Origin of the sequence: Halobacillus hunanensis (assembly GCF_900166655.1) — a bacterium.
GTDB classification, from domain to species: Bacteria; Bacillota; Bacilli; order Bacillales; family Halobacillaceae; genus Halobacillus_A; species Halobacillus_A hunanensis.
Genome location: NZ_FVZB01000005.1, coordinates 46,766 through 65,918, shown reverse-complemented (window position 1 = coordinate 65,918; position 19,153 = coordinate 46,766). Strand labels below are relative to the sequence as shown.

At 42.6% G+C, this 19,153-nt stretch carries 23 protein-coding genes; 5 read left to right on the top strand and 18 right to left on the bottom strand.

Annotated elements, in window-relative coordinates; all coding sequences use genetic code 11:
• Nucleotides 1-22: 22 nt before the first annotated feature.
• The gene (locus tag B5354_RS01260) at nucleotides 23-625 is read right to left on the bottom strand and encodes a KinB-signaling pathway activation protein (RefSeq protein WP_079525213.1); all 603 of its coding nucleotides are present in this window, start codon (nucleotides 623-625) and stop codon (nucleotides 23-25) included.
• 138 nt (nucleotides 626-763) lie between these two features.
• Between B5354_RS01260 and gerD the strand changes: the two genes are divergently transcribed.
• Nucleotides 764-1,381, top strand: coding sequence for a spore germination lipoprotein GerD (gene gerD, locus B5354_RS01255; RefSeq protein WP_079525211.1), 618 nt, complete (start codon nucleotides 764-766; stop codon nucleotides 1,379-1,381).
• Between the two features lie 53 nt (nucleotides 1,382-1,434).
• Here gerD and B5354_RS01250 read toward each other — a convergent pair whose 3' ends face one another.
• Nucleotides 1,435-2,487, bottom strand: coding sequence for an Mrp/NBP35 family ATP-binding protein (locus B5354_RS01250; protein ID WP_079525209.1), 1,053 nt, complete (start codon nucleotides 2,485-2,487; stop codon nucleotides 1,435-1,437).
• Nucleotides 2,488-2,561: 74 nt separating this feature from the next.
• Complete coding sequence (gene cwlD / locus B5354_RS01245; RefSeq protein WP_079525207.1) at nucleotides 2,562-3,290, bottom strand: N-acetylmuramoyl-L-alanine amidase CwlD; 729 nt, start codon at nucleotides 3,288-3,290, stop codon at nucleotides 2,562-2,564.
• 258 nt (nucleotides 3,291-3,548) lie between these two features.
• On the opposite strand from cwlD, the gene B5354_RS01240 reads away from it, so the two are divergent.
• From B5354_RS01240 to B5354_RS01230, 3 genes are all read left to right on the top strand, one after another.
• Entirely contained in the window at nucleotides 3,549-5,258 is a 1,710-nt protein-coding gene (locus tag B5354_RS01240; protein WP_079525205.1) for a serine hydrolase domain-containing protein, read from the top strand.
• Between the two features lie 23 nt (nucleotides 5,259-5,281).
• Nucleotides 5,282-7,378: a glycoside hydrolase family 3 protein gene (locus B5354_RS01235; protein WP_079525203.1), complete on the top strand. Its 2,097-nt coding sequence runs from the start codon at nucleotides 5,282-5,284 to the stop codon at nucleotides 7,376-7,378.
• 66 nt (nucleotides 7,379-7,444) lie between these two features.
• Nucleotides 7,445-8,716, top strand: coding sequence for an exo-beta-N-acetylmuramidase NamZ family protein (locus tag B5354_RS01230; RefSeq protein WP_079525201.1), 1,272 nt, complete (start codon nucleotides 7,445-7,447; stop codon nucleotides 8,714-8,716).
• A gap of 117 nt (nucleotides 8,717-8,833) precedes the next feature.
• Here B5354_RS01230 and B5354_RS01225 read toward each other — a convergent pair whose 3' ends face one another.
• Nucleotides 8,834-9,688, bottom strand: coding sequence for a VOC family protein (locus B5354_RS01225; RefSeq protein ID WP_079525199.1), 855 nt, complete (start codon nucleotides 9,686-9,688; stop codon nucleotides 8,834-8,836).
• A 30-nt stretch (nucleotides 9,689-9,718) separates the two neighbouring features.
• On the bottom strand, nucleotides 9,719-10,111 hold the full coding sequence (locus B5354_RS01220) for a DoxX family protein (RefSeq protein WP_079525196.1): 393 nt from the start codon (nucleotides 10,109-10,111) through the stop codon (nucleotides 9,719-9,721).
• Between the two features lie 306 nt (nucleotides 10,112-10,417).
• Here B5354_RS01220 and B5354_RS01215 point away from each other — a divergent pair, with 306 nt between their 5' ends.
• Entirely contained in the window at nucleotides 10,418-10,960 is a 543-nt protein-coding gene (locus tag B5354_RS01215; RefSeq protein WP_079525194.1) for a CBO0543 family protein, read from the top strand.
• A gap of 600 nt (nucleotides 10,961-11,560) precedes the next feature.
• On the opposite strand, the gene rpsI is transcribed toward B5354_RS01215, so the two are convergent.
• The 13 genes from rpsI to B5354_RS01150 all read right to left on the bottom strand — a co-directional run bounded on the left by rpsI (nucleotide 11,561) and on the right by B5354_RS01150 (nucleotide 19,142).
• Nucleotides 11,561-11,953, bottom strand: coding sequence for a 30S ribosomal protein S9 (gene rpsI / locus B5354_RS01210; protein WP_079525192.1), 393 nt, complete (start codon nucleotides 11,951-11,953; stop codon nucleotides 11,561-11,563).
• A 19-nt stretch (nucleotides 11,954-11,972) separates the two neighbouring features.
• Nucleotides 11,973-12,410, bottom strand: coding sequence for a 50S ribosomal protein L13 (gene rplM / locus B5354_RS01205; protein ID WP_079525190.1), 438 nt, complete (start codon nucleotides 12,408-12,410; stop codon nucleotides 11,973-11,975).
• Nucleotides 12,411-12,687: 277 nt separating this feature from the next.
• Complete coding sequence (gene truA, locus B5354_RS01200) at nucleotides 12,688-13,428, bottom strand: tRNA pseudouridine(38-40) synthase TruA (protein ID WP_079525188.1); 741 nt, start codon at nucleotides 13,426-13,428, stop codon at nucleotides 12,688-12,690.
• Between the two features lie 16 nt (nucleotides 13,429-13,444).
• Nucleotides 13,445-14,242, bottom strand: a complete 798-nt coding sequence (locus B5354_RS01195) for an energy-coupling factor transporter transmembrane component T family protein (protein WP_079525186.1) — start codon at nucleotides 14,240-14,242, stop codon at nucleotides 13,445-13,447.
• Nucleotides 14,235-15,107: an energy-coupling factor ABC transporter ATP-binding protein gene (locus B5354_RS01190; protein WP_079525184.1), complete on the bottom strand. Its 873-nt coding sequence runs from the start codon at nucleotides 15,105-15,107 to the stop codon at nucleotides 14,235-14,237. Before B5354_RS01190 ends, B5354_RS01195 begins: the two co-directional genes overlap by 8 nt.
• Nucleotides 15,083-15,922, bottom strand: a complete 840-nt coding sequence (locus B5354_RS01185) for an energy-coupling factor ABC transporter ATP-binding protein (protein ID WP_139377032.1) — start codon at nucleotides 15,920-15,922, stop codon at nucleotides 15,083-15,085. Before B5354_RS01185 ends, B5354_RS01190 begins: the two co-directional genes overlap by 25 nt.
• Before the next feature lie 201 nt (nucleotides 15,923-16,123).
• Nucleotides 16,124-16,483 carry a 50S ribosomal protein L17 gene (gene rplQ / locus B5354_RS01180; RefSeq protein WP_079525180.1) on the bottom strand — a complete coding sequence of 120 codons (360 nt, stop codon included), beginning with the start codon at nucleotides 16,481-16,483 and terminating at the stop codon, nucleotides 16,124-16,126.
• A gap of 45 nt (nucleotides 16,484-16,528) precedes the next feature.
• Complete coding sequence (locus B5354_RS01175; protein WP_079525178.1) at nucleotides 16,529-17,473, bottom strand: DNA-directed RNA polymerase subunit alpha; 945 nt, start codon at nucleotides 17,471-17,473, stop codon at nucleotides 16,529-16,531.
• A 175-nt stretch (nucleotides 17,474-17,648) separates the two neighbouring features.
• Nucleotides 17,649-18,044 (bottom strand): 30S ribosomal protein S11, encoded by a 396-nt coding sequence (gene rpsK / locus B5354_RS01170; RefSeq protein WP_079525176.1) that lies wholly within the window; start codon nucleotides 18,042-18,044, stop codon nucleotides 17,649-17,651.
• A gap of 25 nt (nucleotides 18,045-18,069) precedes the next feature.
• Entirely contained in the window at nucleotides 18,070-18,435 is a 366-nt protein-coding gene (rpsM, locus tag B5354_RS01165) for a 30S ribosomal protein S13 (RefSeq protein WP_079525175.1), read from the bottom strand.
• A 25-nt stretch (nucleotides 18,436-18,460) separates the two neighbouring features.
• A complete protein-coding gene (gene rpmJ, locus B5354_RS01160; RefSeq protein WP_003156543.1) occupies nucleotides 18,461-18,574 on the bottom strand; it encodes a 50S ribosomal protein L36 in 114 nt (37 codons plus the stop codon).
• A gap of 36 nt (nucleotides 18,575-18,610) precedes the next feature.
• Nucleotides 18,611-18,829, bottom strand: a complete 219-nt coding sequence (infA, locus tag B5354_RS01155; protein ID WP_079525173.1) for a translation initiation factor IF-1 — start codon at nucleotides 18,827-18,829, stop codon at nucleotides 18,611-18,613.
• The gene (locus B5354_RS01150; RefSeq protein WP_079525171.1) at nucleotides 18,807-19,142 is read right to left on the bottom strand and encodes a KOW domain-containing RNA-binding protein; all 336 of its coding nucleotides are present in this window, start codon (nucleotides 19,140-19,142) and stop codon (nucleotides 18,807-18,809) included. Before B5354_RS01150 ends, infA begins: the two co-directional genes overlap by 23 nt.
• Between the last annotated feature and the right edge of the window lie 11 nt (nucleotides 19,143-19,153).

Here is a 19,153-nt window from a genome sequence, read left to right as displayed (position 1 = left end):
ATAAGCGGCTAATAGTGGCCGCTTATTTCTCTGTGGATGTATGATTTGCTGTTAACCTGTGAAGCAATAAAAGCTGATAAGCATTACAAACAAATAAAGGAATAATCATTAACCATACGTAAGCACTACCCTCAGCACGTAAGGCCGGAACCCATTCAACAGTTGTAACGACAACCATGAAAAATAAAGCTGGGATAAATGCCTTCTTATTCGTTTCCTTGGCTTTAACCCAAGCGACAAGTAACGATAACAACAATATAACGATGGCTGTCCAGAAAAAAGGCCAAACCGATGATTCCTCTGCTGCGCGATAGCGGAAATAGATGAGGTCAAAAAGCGTAAAGGCAACTAAGAAAACTTGAATCGATGGCCAAAAACTTCGAAAAACTCCTAATCCAAATTGATTAACCGTTAAGTATGCAAAAAAGCCCATTTGGCTGATGACACTAAAGATAAGCCCAAATCCAAGGAAAAATAACAGCACTCCTAACAGTTCACTTAATTGAAGCGGTTGTAACGCCCTTAGGTAGGAGTCTGATTTTACAACAAAACTGGTGAGTAAAGTTAATACTGCACCAACTAAAAGTGTAGTTAGAAACATTCTCACCCATTTTCGACTGGTCACTTTACGTCCTCCTAAATTACATTAAATTACCCTTTCGTATTTTATCATGAAGCGTGCAATTTTTCCTCAAGTCCGCATAATTTTTTGTCGAAATGCAAATAGTAAAGCAAGGAGAACAAAGGAAAGGGGACATAATTCATGTCCATATTACGCTTGATATGTCCCGTTTTACTCGTTGTTTTCTTAACCGCTTGCGGCGGTACTTCAGGAGCCAGCGGGGAAGCGGATTACGAAACCACCAAAAAAATGATGGTGGATATTTTAAAGACAGACGATGGTAAGAAAGCAATGACAGAGGTGCTGACCGATGAGCAAATGCAACAAGCTATGGCATTGGACTCTGAAGTGGTCAAGCAAGCTGTAAGTGAAACCCTGCTTTCAGAAAAAGGTAAAGAATTCTGGAGTAAACTTTTTACAGATCCAAAATTTGTCCAGGAATTCAGTAAAGTGATTGAAGAACAGCAAAAAAAATTGATGAAGGGGTTAATGAAAGACCCTGAATATCAGAAATCACTTATAGAGCTGTATCAAAACCCTGAAATGATGAAGCAGATGGTTGAAGTTATGCAAGGTCAGAAATTTAGAGCTCACTTAGAGAAAACGATACAGGAAACTTTAAACAGCCCTGTGTTTCAAGCTAAGATGACCGAAACTTTGCTCCAAGCCGCTGAGAAAATGAAAACCGGCGAACAAAGTGGAGGACAAAAGCAGCAACAGGGTGGACAAGGGCAGTCTGGCTCAGGACAAGGTGCTTAACAACCAATAAAGCACGCAGCTTGTAGAAACAAACTGCGTGCTTTTTACTTATATTAATATTTATCGATTATTTTAGCAGCCATATTTCGGTAAGTGACACCGATTGGGTGATCGGACTGATACACGGAAGGTGCAAATACATCCTCATCTTCATATGGTTGTTGCAAAGGAACATGACCAAGAATATCAGTTTTCAGCTCTTCAGCTAATTTCGCTCCGCCACCGCGGCCAAAAACAAACTCCTTATTGCCGGTTTCTTTACTTTCAAAGTAGGCCATATTTTCAACAACGCCCAGAATCTCATGCTCTGTTTTAATAGCCATTTGACCCGCACGAGCCGCTACGAATGCAGCTGTAGGATGTGGGGTTGTCACAATTATTTCTTTGGAGGATGGAAGCATGGCATGTACGTCCAGCGCCATATCACCAGTTCCTGGAGGAAGGTCAAGCAGGAGATAGTCCAAGTCGCCCCATTCCACCTCTTTGAAAAAGCTTGTCAGCATTTTACCCAGCATGGGGCCACGCCAAATAATAGGAGAGTTATCCTCTACAAAGAAGCCCATAGATACGATTTTTACTCCGAAACGTTCAACAGGAATGATCTTTTCTCCACGAACAACCGGGCGTTCTTCCACTCCCATCATGTCCGGCACACTAAATCCGTAAATATCAGCATCGATAATACCGACTTTTTTCCCTAAGCGTGACAGAGCAATAGCAAGGTTAACTGTTACAGTTGATTTCCCTACGCCGCCTTTACCGCTTGCAATGGAAATGAATTTCGTGCCTGTTTTCCCATCGAGCAATGATGCTTCCTGAGCCTCTTCAGCAGCGGGCTGAAATTTCTCAATTACTTCGTCAGGCAGCTGATCAAAGCGAAGTCCCACTGTTGCCGCTCCGCCGCTTTTAAGAGCATTGACGATCGTCTGCTGCAGTTCCATTTGTTCCGCCGTGTTGGTTTTAGCAATTAACACCTTTACACTGACATGATTCTTCTCTTCCTTAATCTTTATTTCCTCAACTCCACCCGTCTCTTCTAACGTTTTATGTAAAAACGGATCTTCGATAGAGTGGAGAATATTCAGTACTTCCTCTTGTGTAAGCAAAAACTGTCACCTTCCTTAGAAATGTTTCATCAGTGCAAGTATAACATACATGAACCGCTTTCTAAGCAATATGCTTACTCTTCAGAGTCATCGGGATATTCCATTTCTGTGACATAACGTAAAATCCCTCTGTATACAGATTCAGCCATTTTTCTTTGGTATTCATTAGTCTCGAGTAAAGTCCGCTCATCAGGATTTGATAAAAAGCCAGCCTCCACTAATGCTCCGGGCGCTTCTGTATGTTTAAGGATATAAATATTATCCAGGCCCATCGCTTCCCTTGTTGTATTATCAAGAGATGTCCGAATTTCAGACTGGATAAACTTAGCCAGACTTTCACTCTCTTCATTCTTTGAATTGTAAAAGGTTTGAGCTCCCCGCCATTTATTGGAAGGGATGGCATTCAGGTGTAAGCTTACGAAAAAGTCAGCCTCTTTATCTTCAATGAAATCAACGCGGTTTCTAATATCTTCCGCTTTACGCCGTGATAAACTGCCAGCATCTTCAGAAGATAGATCATCCCCATTTTCACGCGTTAAATAAACCAGTGCACCAGATTGCTGTAAATAATCTCGTAAATATTGCGAAATCTGAAGAGTGATATCTTTCTCCTCTGTTCCATTTTTTCCTACTGCACCGCCATCTGGGCCACCATGGCCTGGATCTAATACGATCACTTTGCCTGCGAGTGGCGAAGACCATACCTGCCAGGCATCCTTCACCTCTTGTACAGGATAGGAAATTAAACAAACAACTCCGACTACTACGAGTAACCATCCAGCTGTTTTCATACGCCGTATCATATCTCCCCACTCCCCTTACATCACCTATCTAAACTATATGGGACAAGACAATCAGATATGTATAAAATGAAGCCCATCGATTCCTTTAACTAGAATATGTGTAACTATTTACCTATTCCCTTTCTATCATTTTTCACACTATTCAAACTATTAATGCGACTTATGTGGTATAGACAACTATATTGTCGTTAACTTATGATGAGAACAAGCAATGTAAACCTTTTCAATAAAGAGGTACAAGTTTGAAAGGAGGCACATATGAAAAAGGAAACATCGTTACTGACGATCTTAGTTATGTTATCTGTTTCAATTATGTTACCGGCCAATTCAGAAAGGAGTGTGATGGCGGGCGAAAAAAATCAGCCTACAATTGAAAAACAAGAAAAAAAGCAGACCCAAGAACGTGCACATCCTAAATTTTCCTGGGGAAATCCAGGACCATCTTCCCCTATCTTACATCCAGGTTCCATTAAAGGAGCCGGCATGATGAAGACTCCCTTACGTGAAATTGATTCCGTGATGACATCGATGATAGCAGATAAGGTGATGCCCGGCGCGGTGACGTTTGTAGCTCGACGAGGGCATATCGTCCAGCATGAAGCGTATGGAAGTGCAGTTATGTACAAGGATGATCAAGGAAACAAGGTCGATGACCCTATTGCCATGCAGGAGGATACGATTTTTGATATCGCCTCTCTCAGTAAAATTTTCACGACCACGGTAGCTATGAAACTTTATGAACAAGGTCTGTTTAAGTTAGATGACCCGGTTGCCGACTACATTCCCGAGTTTGCACAAAACGGAAAAGAAGATGTAACGATCAAACAGCTGATGACCCACACCTCCGGGTTCAAAGCATGGGTCCCGCTCTACACGATTGGAGATAGTAAAGAGGAGCGGCTGCAATATGTTTACCAGTATCCATTATCTAACCCACCAGGAACTACATACACCTACAGTGACCTCAACATGATTACCTTAGCTTCTATTATTGAACGCATCTCAGATCAAAGCCTGGATACTTTCGTCAAAGAAAACCTCACGGAACCTCTCAACATGACGGATACCATGTATAACCCTCCCGAACAATTAAAACAACGGATTGCAGCAACTGAATACCAGCCTTGGACAGGACGCGGTCTTGTTTGGGGAGAAGTCCATGATGAGAATGCCTGGTCACTTGGAGGCGTAGCTGGACATGCAGGTGTTTTTTCAACTGCAGAGGATCTGGCCAAATTAGGACACATGTTTTTAAACGAAGGACGATATGGGGGCAAGCAAATCCTCGAACCGGAAACTGTGGAGTTATTGATCAAAAATCAAATACCAGAGTTCCCGGGTAATGAGCACGGCCTGGGCTGGGAACTTGCTCAGGGCTGGTATATGGATGCCTTATCTGAGTCTTCATCAATTGGCCATACCGGTTACACAGGAACGTCGATCGTGATTAACCCCAACAATGAAACAATAGCTATTTTACTGACAAACCGTGTTCACCCAACCCGAGAGACGGTATCGACTAACCCGGCTCGCAGGCAATTTGCCAGAAAAGTGGCTGACGCAATTCCAGTCAGCATGCCAACGAAAGACAAGGCTTGGTTCGCAGGTTACGGTCATCAACTAAACCGAACCTTAACAGCCAGGGTCTCGGTTAACGGAACCGCTACACTCACCTTTGATTCCTGGTACCGGATCGAACAAGGGTATGATTTCGGTGTGATCGAAGTATCTCACGACGGAGTAAACTGGTCACAGGTGCATGAACCTTATACTGGTACAAGCGTCTCTTGGCTGTCGGAAAAGGTGACTATCCCTGAAGGTACAGAATATGTCCGTTTCCGTTACGAGACAGATGGAAGTACTAACGGCAGAGGGTGGTATGTAACGAATCTCAAGCTTACGAGTGGGAATAACGATGCGTCACTTGTAAATATTACTAATAGCCAATGGGAGAAACGAAGTTATTAATACAAAAGGGAGTGAACGATGTGATGAAGCAAAGACGTAATCTCGTTACCATGCTCATGCTCATACTCGCCTTACTAGTACCGCTTATGCCAAACACCGCTGCTGCTGAAAAATCTTCGCCATCAGTAAAAGATCTAATTTTATTAGAAAATGTCCCCCGGGTTGAAAACAAAATTACCGATAAAAAAATAAGTCTCACGGCTTTGCACGTCTATGAAGATGGCCACTTTGAAAAGGTAACAGAGAACCTTACTTGGTCCACTACAAATAAAAACGTAGCTGTTGTTGAGGAGGGTAAGGTTACCCTTTCTGGTCACAATGGCCGAACATTCATTACGGTTACAGACGGCGCTTATAAAGACCGAATTGCTATTGACCATAAACCAGCTAAGCAGCCACGAAAACAAAAGCCTTCTTTTGAAGGAAAAGTCGTTAAGCAACAAGGCGAACGCTATGACATCATCGAGCAAGCCATTGAAAGCATGACAATTAATGAAAAGATCGGACAAATGCTCATGCCTGATTTCAGAACTTGGGAAGGAGATAATGTAACAGAAATGCTCCCCGAGATCGAACAAATGGTAAAGGAATATCACCTCGGCGGTGTCATTCTTTTTCGTGAAAATGTTGTAACGACAGAACAAACGGCCAAGCTTGTTGCTGATTATCAAGCTGCTGCTGAAAAGTATGGCTTACTCATGACGATTGACCAGGAAGGCGGCATTGTTACTCGCTTACAATCGGGAACAGACATGCCAGGTAATATGGCACTTGGAGCAACAAGATCAAGTGAGCTTTCCTACAATGTTGGCCAAGCTATCGGCGAAGAATTGAGTGCGTTAGGAATTAATATGAACCTAGCGCCCGTCTTAGACGTCAACAATAACCCTGATAACCCCGTTATTGGTGTCCGTTCTTTCGGGGAATCACCTGAATTGGTCGCTGAACTTGGTGTGGCTTACACGGAAGGCCTTCAAAGTACAGGTGTTGCTGCAACAGCCAAGCACTTCCCAGGACACGGTGACACAGCTGTTGACTCCCATCTAGGTCTTCCTGAAGTTCCTTACGATAAAGAGCGGCTCATGGAGGTTGAGTTATATCCATTCCAACAGGCGATGGATGCTGGTATTGATGCCATTATGACAGCCCATGTTACTTTTCCAAAAATTGATGACACCAAGGTGATTTCCAAGAAAGATGGCACGAAGATTTCGCTTCCTGCCACGCTATCTCATAAGGTCCTCACTGGTTTGATGCGGGAGGACATGGGATATGACGGTGTCATCATTACCGATGCCTTAAATATGAATGCGATCACGGAACACTTTGGGCCTGTGGACGCTGTGATTCGGGCCGTCAAAGCAGGTACCGACATTGCGCTCATGCCTGTAGGTCTTGAAGAGGTCGTTAATGGCTTACTTGAAGCTGTAGAAACTGGAGAGATCAGTGTAGATCGGATTGAAGAGTCAGTAGAACGGATTCTGACCCTTAAACTGAATCGCGGGGTTATTAAATCGGAATCCGCTCCAAATATGGATGAGGTTTTAGCAAATGCCAAGGAAGTTGTAGGATCAGAAGCACACAAACAAGTTGAGCAAGAAGCGGCTGAACAATCCATTACCCTTGTAAAAAATGATGGTACATTACCGCTTAATCCTTCACTGGGTGAAAAAATAGTTGTTATTGGAAACACGTATATCAACAGTCTGTATCAAGCTGTTCGTGATCACCACGAGAACACTGAATTGATTGAGACCTCAGGCCCTTTAAATGAAGAGCAGCTCAATCAATTAGAGAACGCCGATAGGATCATAGCAGGCACCTACACTTATAACGTCAGTGGCCGATCCGAAAACAGTGCACAGATGCAGTTGGTGAATCAACTTATCAATGAACTGGATGTCCCTGTTATTGGCGTCGGAATTCGAAACCCTTACGACATTATGGGCTACCCTGAAGTCGATGGGTATCTGGCCCAATACGGATTTAGAGCAGCCAGTTTTGAAGCCATGGCAGCTACTTTGTTTGGAGAAAACAACCCGACTGGATTACTGCCCGTAACCATTCCAGGGGAAAATGGCGAACCTCTTTACGAATACGGTCACGGACTATCCTATTAGCCCGAAATAAACCGAGGGGTAAATGAGTTCCACCCCTCGGTCAAAACCAAATGGGGAGTGGATGAAATGCAAAGGAAACCTGTTATCATGTTGCTCGTGTTCCTGTTAGTTCTCTCTACCTTCACCGTCGTTTTTGCAGATAAAGGGGATAACAACGGAAAGCAAAAGGGGAAATATCGTAACTTCAAGCTAGGTGTTGAAGTTTTACTTGAAGAAGAAAAAGAATTAATTGAAGGTAAGCGCGTAGGGTTGATCACCAACCCAACCGGCGTAGATCAAGAGTTAAACAGTATCGTTGACCTTCTGCATAACGACCCGGATGTGAACCTCACAGCGCTATACGGCCCTGAGCACGGAGTCCGCGGCAGCGCACAGGCTGGGGAGTATGTGGAGTATTATATTGATGAAAATACTGGGTTACCCGTATATAGTTTGTATGGTAAAACTAGAAAGCCTACCCCTGAAATGCTGGAGAACATTGACGTTCTTCTATTTGATATTCAAGATGTAGGCACAAGATTTTACACTTACATTTATACGATGGCTTACGCTATGGAAGCTGCACAGGAAAATGACATTCCATTTATCGTCCTGGATCGTCCGAATCCACTGAGCGGCGAAGTAGTGGCAGGACCCGTTTTAAATCCAGAATACAAATCATTTATCGGTAACTATCCGATCCCCCTCCGTCACGGCATGACTGTAGGGGAGCTTGCAAAATTATTCAATGAGGAATTTGATATCGGAGCAGATTTAACAGTAGTCGAAATGAATAAGTGGAAACGAAGCATGTACTATGATGAAACACCATTACAATTTATTGCTCCATCGCCAAACATGCCAACATTGGATACAGCACTCGTTTATCCTGGTGCTGCCTTGATTGAAGGAACCAATGTCTCTGAAGGGCGCGGCACGACTAAGCCATTTGAATTGATCGGGGCACCGTTTATTAACAGTACAGAGCTAGCAGCTGCCTTAAACGAAAAGGATCTCTCTGGTGTTACGTTCCGTGCTGCGTCTTTCACACCACAGTTTTCCAAGCATAGCGGTACGTTAAGCCACGGTATTGAGATCCATGTAACTGATAAAGAGGCTTATCAACCCGTTATTGCAGGGCTACACATCGTGAAAACGATCCATGACCTCTATCCGGAAAACTTTGAATTTCGAGCTGAAAACAGTGCAGGCGTTTCCTTTTTCGACAACCTGATCGGAAACGGCTGGGTTCGTGAAGCCATCGAAAATGGTCAGTCCGTTGAGGAAATGCAAGAAAGATGGCAAGAAGACTTAAAAGAGTTTAAGGAAGTAAGAGAAGAATATCTCCTTTATAAATAGCAGAAAAAGGACAACCAGCTCAGCCTGGTTGCCCTTTTCTCATGGTATATACTACCACCTCAGGTCATCCATATTCTGGATGACCTGAGGTGGTAGTTTTTGTATCATTATTTACTTTTAAATTGTCAGCTTAACCGAATTTCCAGAAGGGTCTTTCGTAACAAATGAGCCGTCTTCTTTTAGAACTTCATACTCCAGGCTCTGTATTTGTTCGATTACTTCCTGTCTAGCTTCTTCACTTGGAAATACAAGAGAAAATACTTTTAAGCCAGCGCTTTGCTCCGATGACGCCGGAGCCCCAACTCCAGCCCAGGTGTTTAAACCTATATGATGATGGTAATCCCCCGTAGACATAAACAGCGCCTGCTTGCCAAATCGACATACTACATTAAAGCCAAGTCCTTTATTATAAAATTCCTCTGTTTTCTGTAATTCCGAAACATGTAAATGAATATGACCCATAATTGTTCCTTCCGGCATCCCTTCCCAGCTCTCACCATCAAGCTCGGCAAGAATATCTTCAGCGTCTAATGGATCTACCGTCATAACCACTTCATTGTTTTGCCAGTTCCATGTGGAGGAATCACGATCCGTATAAATTTCAATCCCATTTCCGTCGGGGTCATTCAAGTAAAGAGCTTCACTCACGAGATGATCTGATGCTCCTAGCTTTTGGTTCTGCTCAGCAAAGTGCTTTAATATTTTCGCCAATTCTAACCGACTAGGCAGTAAAATCGCAAAATGATACAGTCCAGATCTGTTAGCTTCCTTCGGTCCCGCTGGCTCAGGTTGTTCGATTGTCAGTAATGGCCTTTTACCATCAACTGTCAATGCTGCTTTTCTTTCTGATTGTTCTAGAATTTGAAGCCCGAGTACTTCCGTATAAAACTTTATTGATAATTCTAGGTTTTGGACTTTTAATTCGACATGTCCAACAAATGTATTGGGTGCTTGAAAAAATTGTTTTTCCACGTTTCTTACCTCCTGTTTGAATAAAAAAATCTAACTTTGTTTTTTTGGAAAAATCACATTATCTAATGCCCAAATGTTTCGATTTGACAATGCAATAAAAACGGAAATCACTAGTAAAGCTAAGTCCAGTTCATATCCTCCTAGAAAGCCTGCCGCAAACTTCGCCTGCACAATAGCTCCTGCCATAATAAGTGCAAATAAAATAGAAATAACTTGTGTTCCGATACCAACGATCACCGCCAGACCTCCGATTAACTCGATGGTCGCTACCACATAGGCCGCAAATCCCGGGATCCCTAAGCTTTCAAAGAACCCAGCGGTATTGCCAATCCCTCCTTGAAATTTAGACAGCCCATGAACAAAGAACGTTAAACCTAAAAATAATCTTAAAATAATGGCGCCTATTTCTCCTCTTGCTATCATTTGCATTACATCCTTTTCTATAACTTAGTTACTTTATGTAAGTAAGTGTATATTAGTAAATAAGCTATGTCAAGAATATATAGATGAATAATTTTTTCTGTAATTTGCTTTCTTTCAATTCCCATCAGCAGATCAAATCATAGGCCTGTTATGAAGGCATCTGAGTATTGATAATAAAAATTCAACTTAATCCAACCTGGGTAGTATCCCCCTTTGGAAAGTGAGGAATGGGTTAAGGGGATTATATTCATAATCACTCTTTACCTTGGGAAAACTAAGACAAAATTATAGACGGGAGTGACAAAGATGGAGAACACTCAGGAGTTGATTGACAAAAACGACGCTGTTTTAAGACAAGTCTTTGAACAACAATTTCAGATATGGATGGACCATATTGTTTTTACTTGGCGCTGGTGGATAGGCGTTATAGTGATTATAATTTGCTTAGGGGTATGGATTTGGCTAAGAAAGAAGAGGTGTTCAGACCGTTTGTTTTATGCAGGGTTTTTTGTGGCATTCACTGCAACATTCTTAGATTCATTTGGCGAGTATTTTGGTATTTGGACTCAACAATATGAAGTGTTCCCCGCCTTTGCTTATTTACCTTGGGATGCTTTCATGCTCCCCACTATAATCATGCTTTTGTTACTATTTAAACCACATATCCACCCTTTACTCAAAGCTTTACTATTAGGCGCGTTCACCTCATTTATTGGACTGCCCTTGATGAGTTGGTTGGATATTTATGAACCAACTCACTGGAAATTTATATACTCCCTTCCGATACAAATGGTCATTTATTTGCTTGCACATTTTTTTAGTAGAAGAAAACATTTTGATTTTCTTTAAACAATAAGACATTGATATAGAAATACTATAGTCAAAGACATGCCATGACTAGCACAAAAAATTTCAAAAATTGTTTTGAGCGATTTGAAATTTCTTTTTTTATTTAGGTTTTGAGCTTGTATTTTTTGACGCCAAACTGTAATGCTTTATTTAACCTTGACATTTATACATCCAAACGCTCTTGTGTAATGGCACTCCCACGATCTTCACAGGTGAACATTTCCTCTATGAAAGGGATATGTACTTTGGTTCTAAAGGGATAGAAGGTGGGCAGGCTATTGTTTCTCCTGCTACTAAACGGACTCCCCACGCGGTAATACCATACTCAGGATCTCCCGGACGTTTCCCATTGTATCCATACCCCGCAGTATATGCGGTCACAGTAAATGGTCTTCCATTAAAATCTGGAAAAAGATTATCAAACGACCATGAATGTCTATGCCTACGTATTAGATTCATTAAAAGATAAAACTGCTGATTGGTTCCAAAAATTCATGGAATCAGAATAAATGTGAGCAAAATGTGGGCATCACCCTAATTTTGAAGAACATAAAAAAGCCTCTCTCCCGATAAAGGGAAAGAGGCTTTAAGCTTGTCATATTAACGCTTAGAGAACTGTGGAGCACGACGCGCACCTTTAAGACCGTATTTCTTACGCTCTTTCATACGTGCATCACGAGTTAGGAGTCCCGCACGTTTAAGTGGAAGACGGTACTCAGGGTCTGCTTGAAGCAGCGCACGAGCGATTCCGTGACGGATCGCACCAGCTTGACCAGTGAAACCTCCACCATCAACATTTACATAAACATCATAGTTACCTTCAGTCTCTGTAACAGCAAGAGGCTGTTTCAGAATCATACGAAGTGTTTCATATGGAAAAAAGTCTTCAGCATCACGTTTGTTTACTACTACACGACCAGTTCCTGGAACAAGGCGAACACGAGCTGTCGACTTTTTACGACGTCCAGTACCGGAGTATTGTACTTGTGCCACTATCGATTACCTCCTTTAATTATCCACGAAGTTCGTAAACTTCTGGTTGTTGTGCTTCATGTTTGTGCTCAGATCCAGCGTAGACATGAAGTTTTTTACCCATTTTGCGTCCTAGGCTTCCTTTAGGCAGCATACCTTTAACAGCAAGCTCAAGCATTTGCTCAGGATATTTTGTACGCATTTCGTTAGCTGTACGAGATTTCAACCCACTTGGGTGGTTTGAATGACGGTAGTAAATCTTATCATTGATTTTGTTACCAGTTAGTTCGATTTCTCCTGCATTGATGATGATCACATGATCACCAGTGTCAACGTGTGGTGTATACGTTGGTTTATTTTTACCGCGAAGGATCGCAGCAACTTCGCTTGCCAAACGGCCAAGTGTCTGCCCTGCAGCATCCACAACAAACCATTTGCGTTCCACGTTGTTTTCATTTGCCATGAAAGTTGTGCGCATATCGGTTTCCCTCCTGAATTGTTAGTTTCACATAGCTTCATTTTTATTTATCTCAAATACGATTAGTTTCCGGGGCTAACCGTGGTCTAGAAATAAAATGCCATAGAATATAATATAACACTCTATGTCCCAATGTCAAGTCTTCGCACACCAGGAATCGTTGTTTTTTATAGAAAAATAAGATAACCCTTTGAAAGTCGTTAAATATAAACGATTAACCTGCCAGTCTAAATGCGTGAAACCACCGCTAATTGCATTTATACCACTTAAACCGGAATCAATAGTCTACATTCCATAAAAACAATCCATGAGGTGGTGCAGTCTTCCCAGCTGATTTCCGGTCTCTTGCCGCAAGCATCGTTGTAAGCTCATCAGGCGCACGATTACCAAGTCCTACTTCAATAATCGTTCCTACTAAAATTCGCACCATGTTATATAAAAAGCCGTTGCCTTTAAAAATAAACACAAGCTCCGCTTCATGATGTTCTATCGTCGCTCTTTCAATGGTGCGTACTTTGCTTCCCTTTAAATCCGTTCGAGGAGAACAAAAGGAAGTAAAATCATGTTCTCCTTCTACTAATTTGCACGCTGTTTCCATCGATTCTATATCCAGCTGTTTTCTAATATGATACCTATAAAGCCGGCGAAATAAATTGGCCTCATGAGAATTCCACACATAATAACGATACTCTTTTCCTTTTGCATCATAACGGGCATGGAAGTCTTCGGAGACCTGCTCTACTTCTGAAATACGAATATCGCTCGGAAGCATCGAACTTAGTGCTCTTTTCCAATTTGAAGCAGGAATGTTCAGGCTTGTATCAAAATGGATAACTTGACCGATTGCATGTACACCAGCATCTGTTCGGCCTGAGGCAGTAACCTTCACCTTTAACCCTTTGTGCATTTGCGTCAATGCTTTCTCAATCTTTTCCTGGATTGTCACACCATTGGGCTGGACTTGATAACCGGCATAGGCTGTCCCATCGTATTCCACCCTGCATTTCAACCGCTGCATTCCGATCTCCTCCACCCTAGTTTCTTGTTAAAAATAAACCGACCACTACCAAAACAAATAGAATATAAATATAATAGTCCGTGCGCCCAATTTGAAGCTCTCTCAGCTTCGTCCGGCCTTCTCCACCTTTATAGCCCCTTGCCTCCATGGCCATAGCAAGCTCCTCAGCGCGTTTGAAGGCGCTGACGAACAAAGGTACTAAAAGTGGGACAACAGCCTTTATACGGTCTTTAAACGACCCTGTGCGAAAGTCTACTCCTCTAGAAGCTTGAGCTTTTGAGATTTTTTCCGTTTCCTGCATGAGGGTCGGGATAAATCGCAGCGAGATTGACATCATAAGCGCCAGCTCATGAACTGGAAAGCGAACTTTTTTCAAGGGGCCAAGCAGCTGCTCAATCGCATCGGTAATCTCAATCGGAGTTGTGGTCAAAGTAAGCAGTGACGTAACCATGATTAACAGGAAGAAACGCAGCGAAATAGCCGCTCCCTGTATAAGAGCTCCTTTATAAAGCTCCCAGCCCAGTATTGTCGTAAGCACCTCACCTTCCTTCGTCACGATCAAATGAAGCAGGAAGGTGAATGCAATGAGGAACCACACCGGCTTTAACCCTTTCACAATGTAACGAATCGGAATACGGGTCGCTACAGCACTTCCGATAGCAAAAAGGGTGAGTACACCGTAACTCAGAACAGAATTAGCAAAAAATACGATCACTACAAAAAAGAAGATCATGGCGATTTTCGAACGGGGATCCAATCGGTGAACAACGGAGTTCCCCGGAATATATTGGCCAATAATCATTGAACTACTCATGATCGCGGCCTCCCTTCACCATTTGAGCCAACTCCTTTGCTAACTCTGTCACTGACTGTCTATGAAAGGGAATTTCCTTATTGAATTTTTCCTCTACTTGATTTAAAAATTGGATAATCTCCGGAATATCCAACTGGACTTCGCTCAGTTCCTTTTTCTTTTGAAAAATATCGGCAGGCGCTCCCTGCATGAAGACTTCCCCTTGATTCAATATAATGACGTGATCTGCATATTCCAGGGCATCTTCCATGCTGTGTGTAACAAGTACTGTGGTTAGATCTTTCTGTTTATGAATACGGGCAAACATATTCATAATTTCCCTCTGCCCGCTAGGATCAAGTCCGGCTGTCGGTTCATCAAGAACGAGCACCTCTGGATTCATGGCTAGCACTCCCGCTATTGCGACACGGCGCATCTGTCCTCCGCTTAAGTCAAAAGGAGAACGATCCAGAATCTCTTTAGGTAAATGAACAGATGTGATCGCTTCATCTGTACGTTGTTTAATTTCTTCTTGTGGTACACCAAAGTTCATGGGGCCAAAGGCAATATCCTTTTCTACATTTTCTTCAAACAGCTGGTGTTCAGGATATTGAAAAACAACACCAACCTTTTCACGCAATGCTCTTAATTGCTTGTTTTTCTCTCCAGCTTTAAGGCGAAATTCCCCCACAGTGACTTCCCCTTCTGTTGGCTGAACAAGTCCATTTAGATGTTGTAGTAAGGTGGATTTGCCAGAACCAGTATGACCAATCACAGCCACGAAGGACCCAGATGGTATGTTAAAGGAGAGGTTGTGTAATGCTCTATACTCAAATGGACTTTTCGGCTGATAGACATAGCTTACTTCTTGGAATGATATGTCCATAGTTCCTCCAACAACTCCTGGTGATTAAGTGGCTCACGGCTAAGGTCAACACCAGCAGATTTCAGTTCATCTGCTAATTTCGTGACAAAGGGAGTATCTAAGCCAATTTCAGTTAATTGTTCTTTTTTTGCAAAAATGTCGCGAGGGGTCCCCTCTAGCCAAACTTCTCCTTCGTTCATAACAAGAACCCGTTCGGCCTGAACTACTTCATGCAAGTCATGAGTAATGGTAATTAAAGAGAGATTTCTTTGCTCCTGTACATCGAGCATAGTTGATAATATTTCCTTCCTGCCCTGAGGGTCCAGCATAGCTGTGGCCTCATCTAAAATCATATATTTTGGCGATACAGCTAAAACACTGGCAATTGCTACCCGTTGTTTCTGCCCGCCCGACAAACGGTGCGGCTCTTGACGCTCGTAATCGCTCATCCCTACCGCAGAAAGGCTTTCCTCGATACGCTCCAACATGAGCGGTCTTGGCATACCATGGTTTTCCATCCCAAAGGCAACATCATCGCGTACAGTAGTCCCAACAAACTGGTTGTCTGGATTTTGAAAAACCATTCCTACACTTTTCCTCACACTCCAGACTGTTTCAGCCGCAACCTTCTGACCATCAACCACAATTTCTCCTTCCTGAGGGAAAAGCAGACCATTCATCAATTTGGCAATCGTTGATTTCCCTGATCCATTATGGCCTATGATCGCCACCCACTCATTCTCCGAGATGGAAAAGCTTACGTTCTTTAACACCCAAGGCATATCCTCCTGGTAGCGAAAGGATACATTTCTAAACTCAATCTGACTCACACTCACAAGGTTTCCCCCTCTGCTCGACAAATCTATTTCCCGGGAAATAGATTTCAACATTTCCTGCTTCGTATCGACAAACTCTTCTCATTTGCAAAAACTTGCCGATGATCTCGAGAATGAATTTCAAAAATAAAAAAAGGGCTGGAGTTAACCTCATACAAGAGATTCCACCCTGCCCTTTTGTGTCCATACAAATGGTTCACATTAAACTAGTTCAATGATTGCCATCTTAGCACCGTCACCTTTACGCTCGCCTAACTTAAGCACGCGAGTGTATCCACCTTGGCGTTCCTCATAGCGTGGAGCGATATCAGAGAACAGCTTTTGCAGGGCTGTTTGGTCTCCTTTTTCATTCGCATCTGCACGGTAAAGGAATGATTCAGCCTGACGACGGGCATGAAGATCTCCTCTTTTACCTAGTGTAATCATTTTTTCTACAACAGAACGAAGCTCTTTTGCTTTTGCTTCTGTTGTTTCAATACGTTCATGAACGATCAAGTCTGTCGCTAAGTTACGAAGAAGCGCCATACGTTGATCGGTAGTACGTCCTAACTTTCTAGCCATGGATTATCCCTCCCTTATCAGAATCTCTTAGATGTGATCGATCAATTAATCTTCTTTTCTCAAACCAAGTCCGAGCTCATCCAGCTTGTGCTTCACTTCTTCAAGAGATTTACGACCAAGGTTACGAACCTTCATCATGTCATCTTCAGACTTGTTAGCAAGCTCCTGAACAGTGTTAATACCTGCACGCTTCAAGCAATTGTATGAACGTACGGAGAGATCGAGTTCTTCAATCGTCATCTCTAGAACTTTTTCTTTTTGGTCCTCTTCTTTTTCAACCATAATTTCAGCTTTTTGAGCTTCATCAGTAAGGCCTACAAAGATATTAAGGTGTTCCATATAAATCTTGGCTCCAAGAGAGATCGCCTCTTCTGGGCGAATGCTTCCGTCAGTCCATACGTCTAACGTTAATTTATCAAAGTTTGAAGTCTGACCAATACGAGTGTTCTCCACTTGATACGTGACACGAGAAACGGGTGTAAAGATTGAGTCAACTGGAATTACGCCAATCGGTAAATCTTCATGATTGTTCCCCTCAGCTGGACGGTATCCTCGTCCGCGTTCAGCAGTAATACGAACACGCAAAGACGTTTGACTGTCTAACGTCGCGATATGAAGGTCTGGATTTAAGACTTCTACGTCGCTGTCATGCGTGATATCTGCAGCGGTAACCTTCCCTTCGTTTTGCACATCAATCTCTAAAGTCTTCTCTTCATCAGAATAAATCTTCAAAGCTAGTTTCTTTAGATTTAAAATAACTGTTGTAACATCTTCAACGACACCTTCGATCGTTGAGAACTCATGAAGTACCCCTTCAATTTGAACTGATGTTACAGCAGCGCCAGGAAGTGAGGATAGCAGGATACGACGCAAGGAGTTACCTAGTGTTGTACCATATCCACGTTCGAGCGGTTCGACGACGAATTTACCAAATGTGGAGTCTTCGCTGATCTCAACCGGTTCAATTTTTGGCTTTTCAATTTCGATCATTTAAACAAAACCCTCCTTCAAAACGTCGAAACCCCGGTTAGACAATTGGTCTAACCGAAATTCCTCAGGTAGGCAGTCCCATACAAGACAACTACTTATTTACTGTCTAATGCGGTGCTGATTAAAAGCTATCATAACCCATTATAGACAGGGTGACAAATTCTATTCAGAATTATTATACGCGACGACGTTTTGGCGGGCGGCAACCGTTATGCGGTACTGGAGTCACGTCACGAATCGCTGTGATCTCTAGTCCAACGGCTTGTAGTGAACGAATCGCTGCTTCACGACCAGCTCCTGGCCCTTTAACAGTCACTTCAATCGTCTTCATGCCATTATCCATTGCATCTTTAGCTGCAGCTTCTGAAGCCATTTGAGCGGCAAATGGAGTGGATTTACGAGATCCTTTGAAGCCTAGTACACCAGCACTGCTCCAAGCGATTACGTTACCTTGCACGTCGGTGATCGATACGATCGTATTGTTAAAAGTAGAGCGAATGTGTGCCACACCACTCTCAATATTCTTTTTCACGCGACGCTTACGACTACGAGTATTTCCTTTACGTGCCATGTGGTTTAACCTCCTTCTTTATGAATTATTTACGCTTATTCGCCACGGTACGACGTGGTCCTTTACGTGTACGAGAGTTATTTTTTGTTTTTTGCCCACGAGCTGGAAGCCCGCGACGGTGGCGGATTCCACGGTAGGAACCAATTTCAATTAGACGTTTGATGTTAAGAGAATTTTCACGACGAAGATCACCCTCAACATTGTGATTATCCACTGCTGAACGAATCTTACCTAGTTCGTCTTCTGTAAGATCACGGACACGAGTATCTTCAGAAACGCCTGCTTCAGCTAAGACTTCACTAGCTAATGGTTTACCAATACCATAAATGTAAGTTAAAGATATGACAACTCGCTTATCGCGAGGAATATCTACACCTGCTATACGTGCCATCGGATACGTGCACCTCCTTCTTTAATTAACCTTGTTTTTGTTTGTGTTTAGGATTTTCACAAATTACCATTACTTTACCCTTACGACGGATTACTTTGCACTTTTCGCAAATTGGTTTTACAGAAGGCCTTACCTTCATCATCCATACCTCCTTTTATAACGGAGCTTCATACTATTATTTATAACGGTACGTAATACGTCCTTTTGTCAGATCATATGGGGAAAGTTCCACCGTTACTTTATCTCCTGGCAGGATTCGAATGAAGTGCATACGAATTTTACCAGAAACATGAGCTAAAACGGTATGTTCGTTCTCAAGCTCTACCTTAAATTGTGCATTCGGTAAAGTTTCAACGACAGTTCCTTCCACTTCAATTACATCGTCTTTCGCCATCGAGTTGATCTCCCTTCTTCAAATCAGTCACTTCTTCATTGACATATTTAGATACGGCAAATCGAAGCTTGCCATTTGTGACGCGACCAGTTTCCAGAAGGCTGTTTTGGACTTCTGGAGAGATGAAATTCATAAGCTCCACGTGTTGCAGATTCTTTTTCTTTGGTCGATCGTACTTACGTTTCTCTCCATCGGCAAGCAGCAAAAAACGGCCATCCAGTATATCTATTATAACCGCATACTGTCCTGCCTCTCGTCCTTGCACAATGCGAACAACTTGACCTATTCGTGGACTCGACTCAGATTCATTCAAACACAATCACC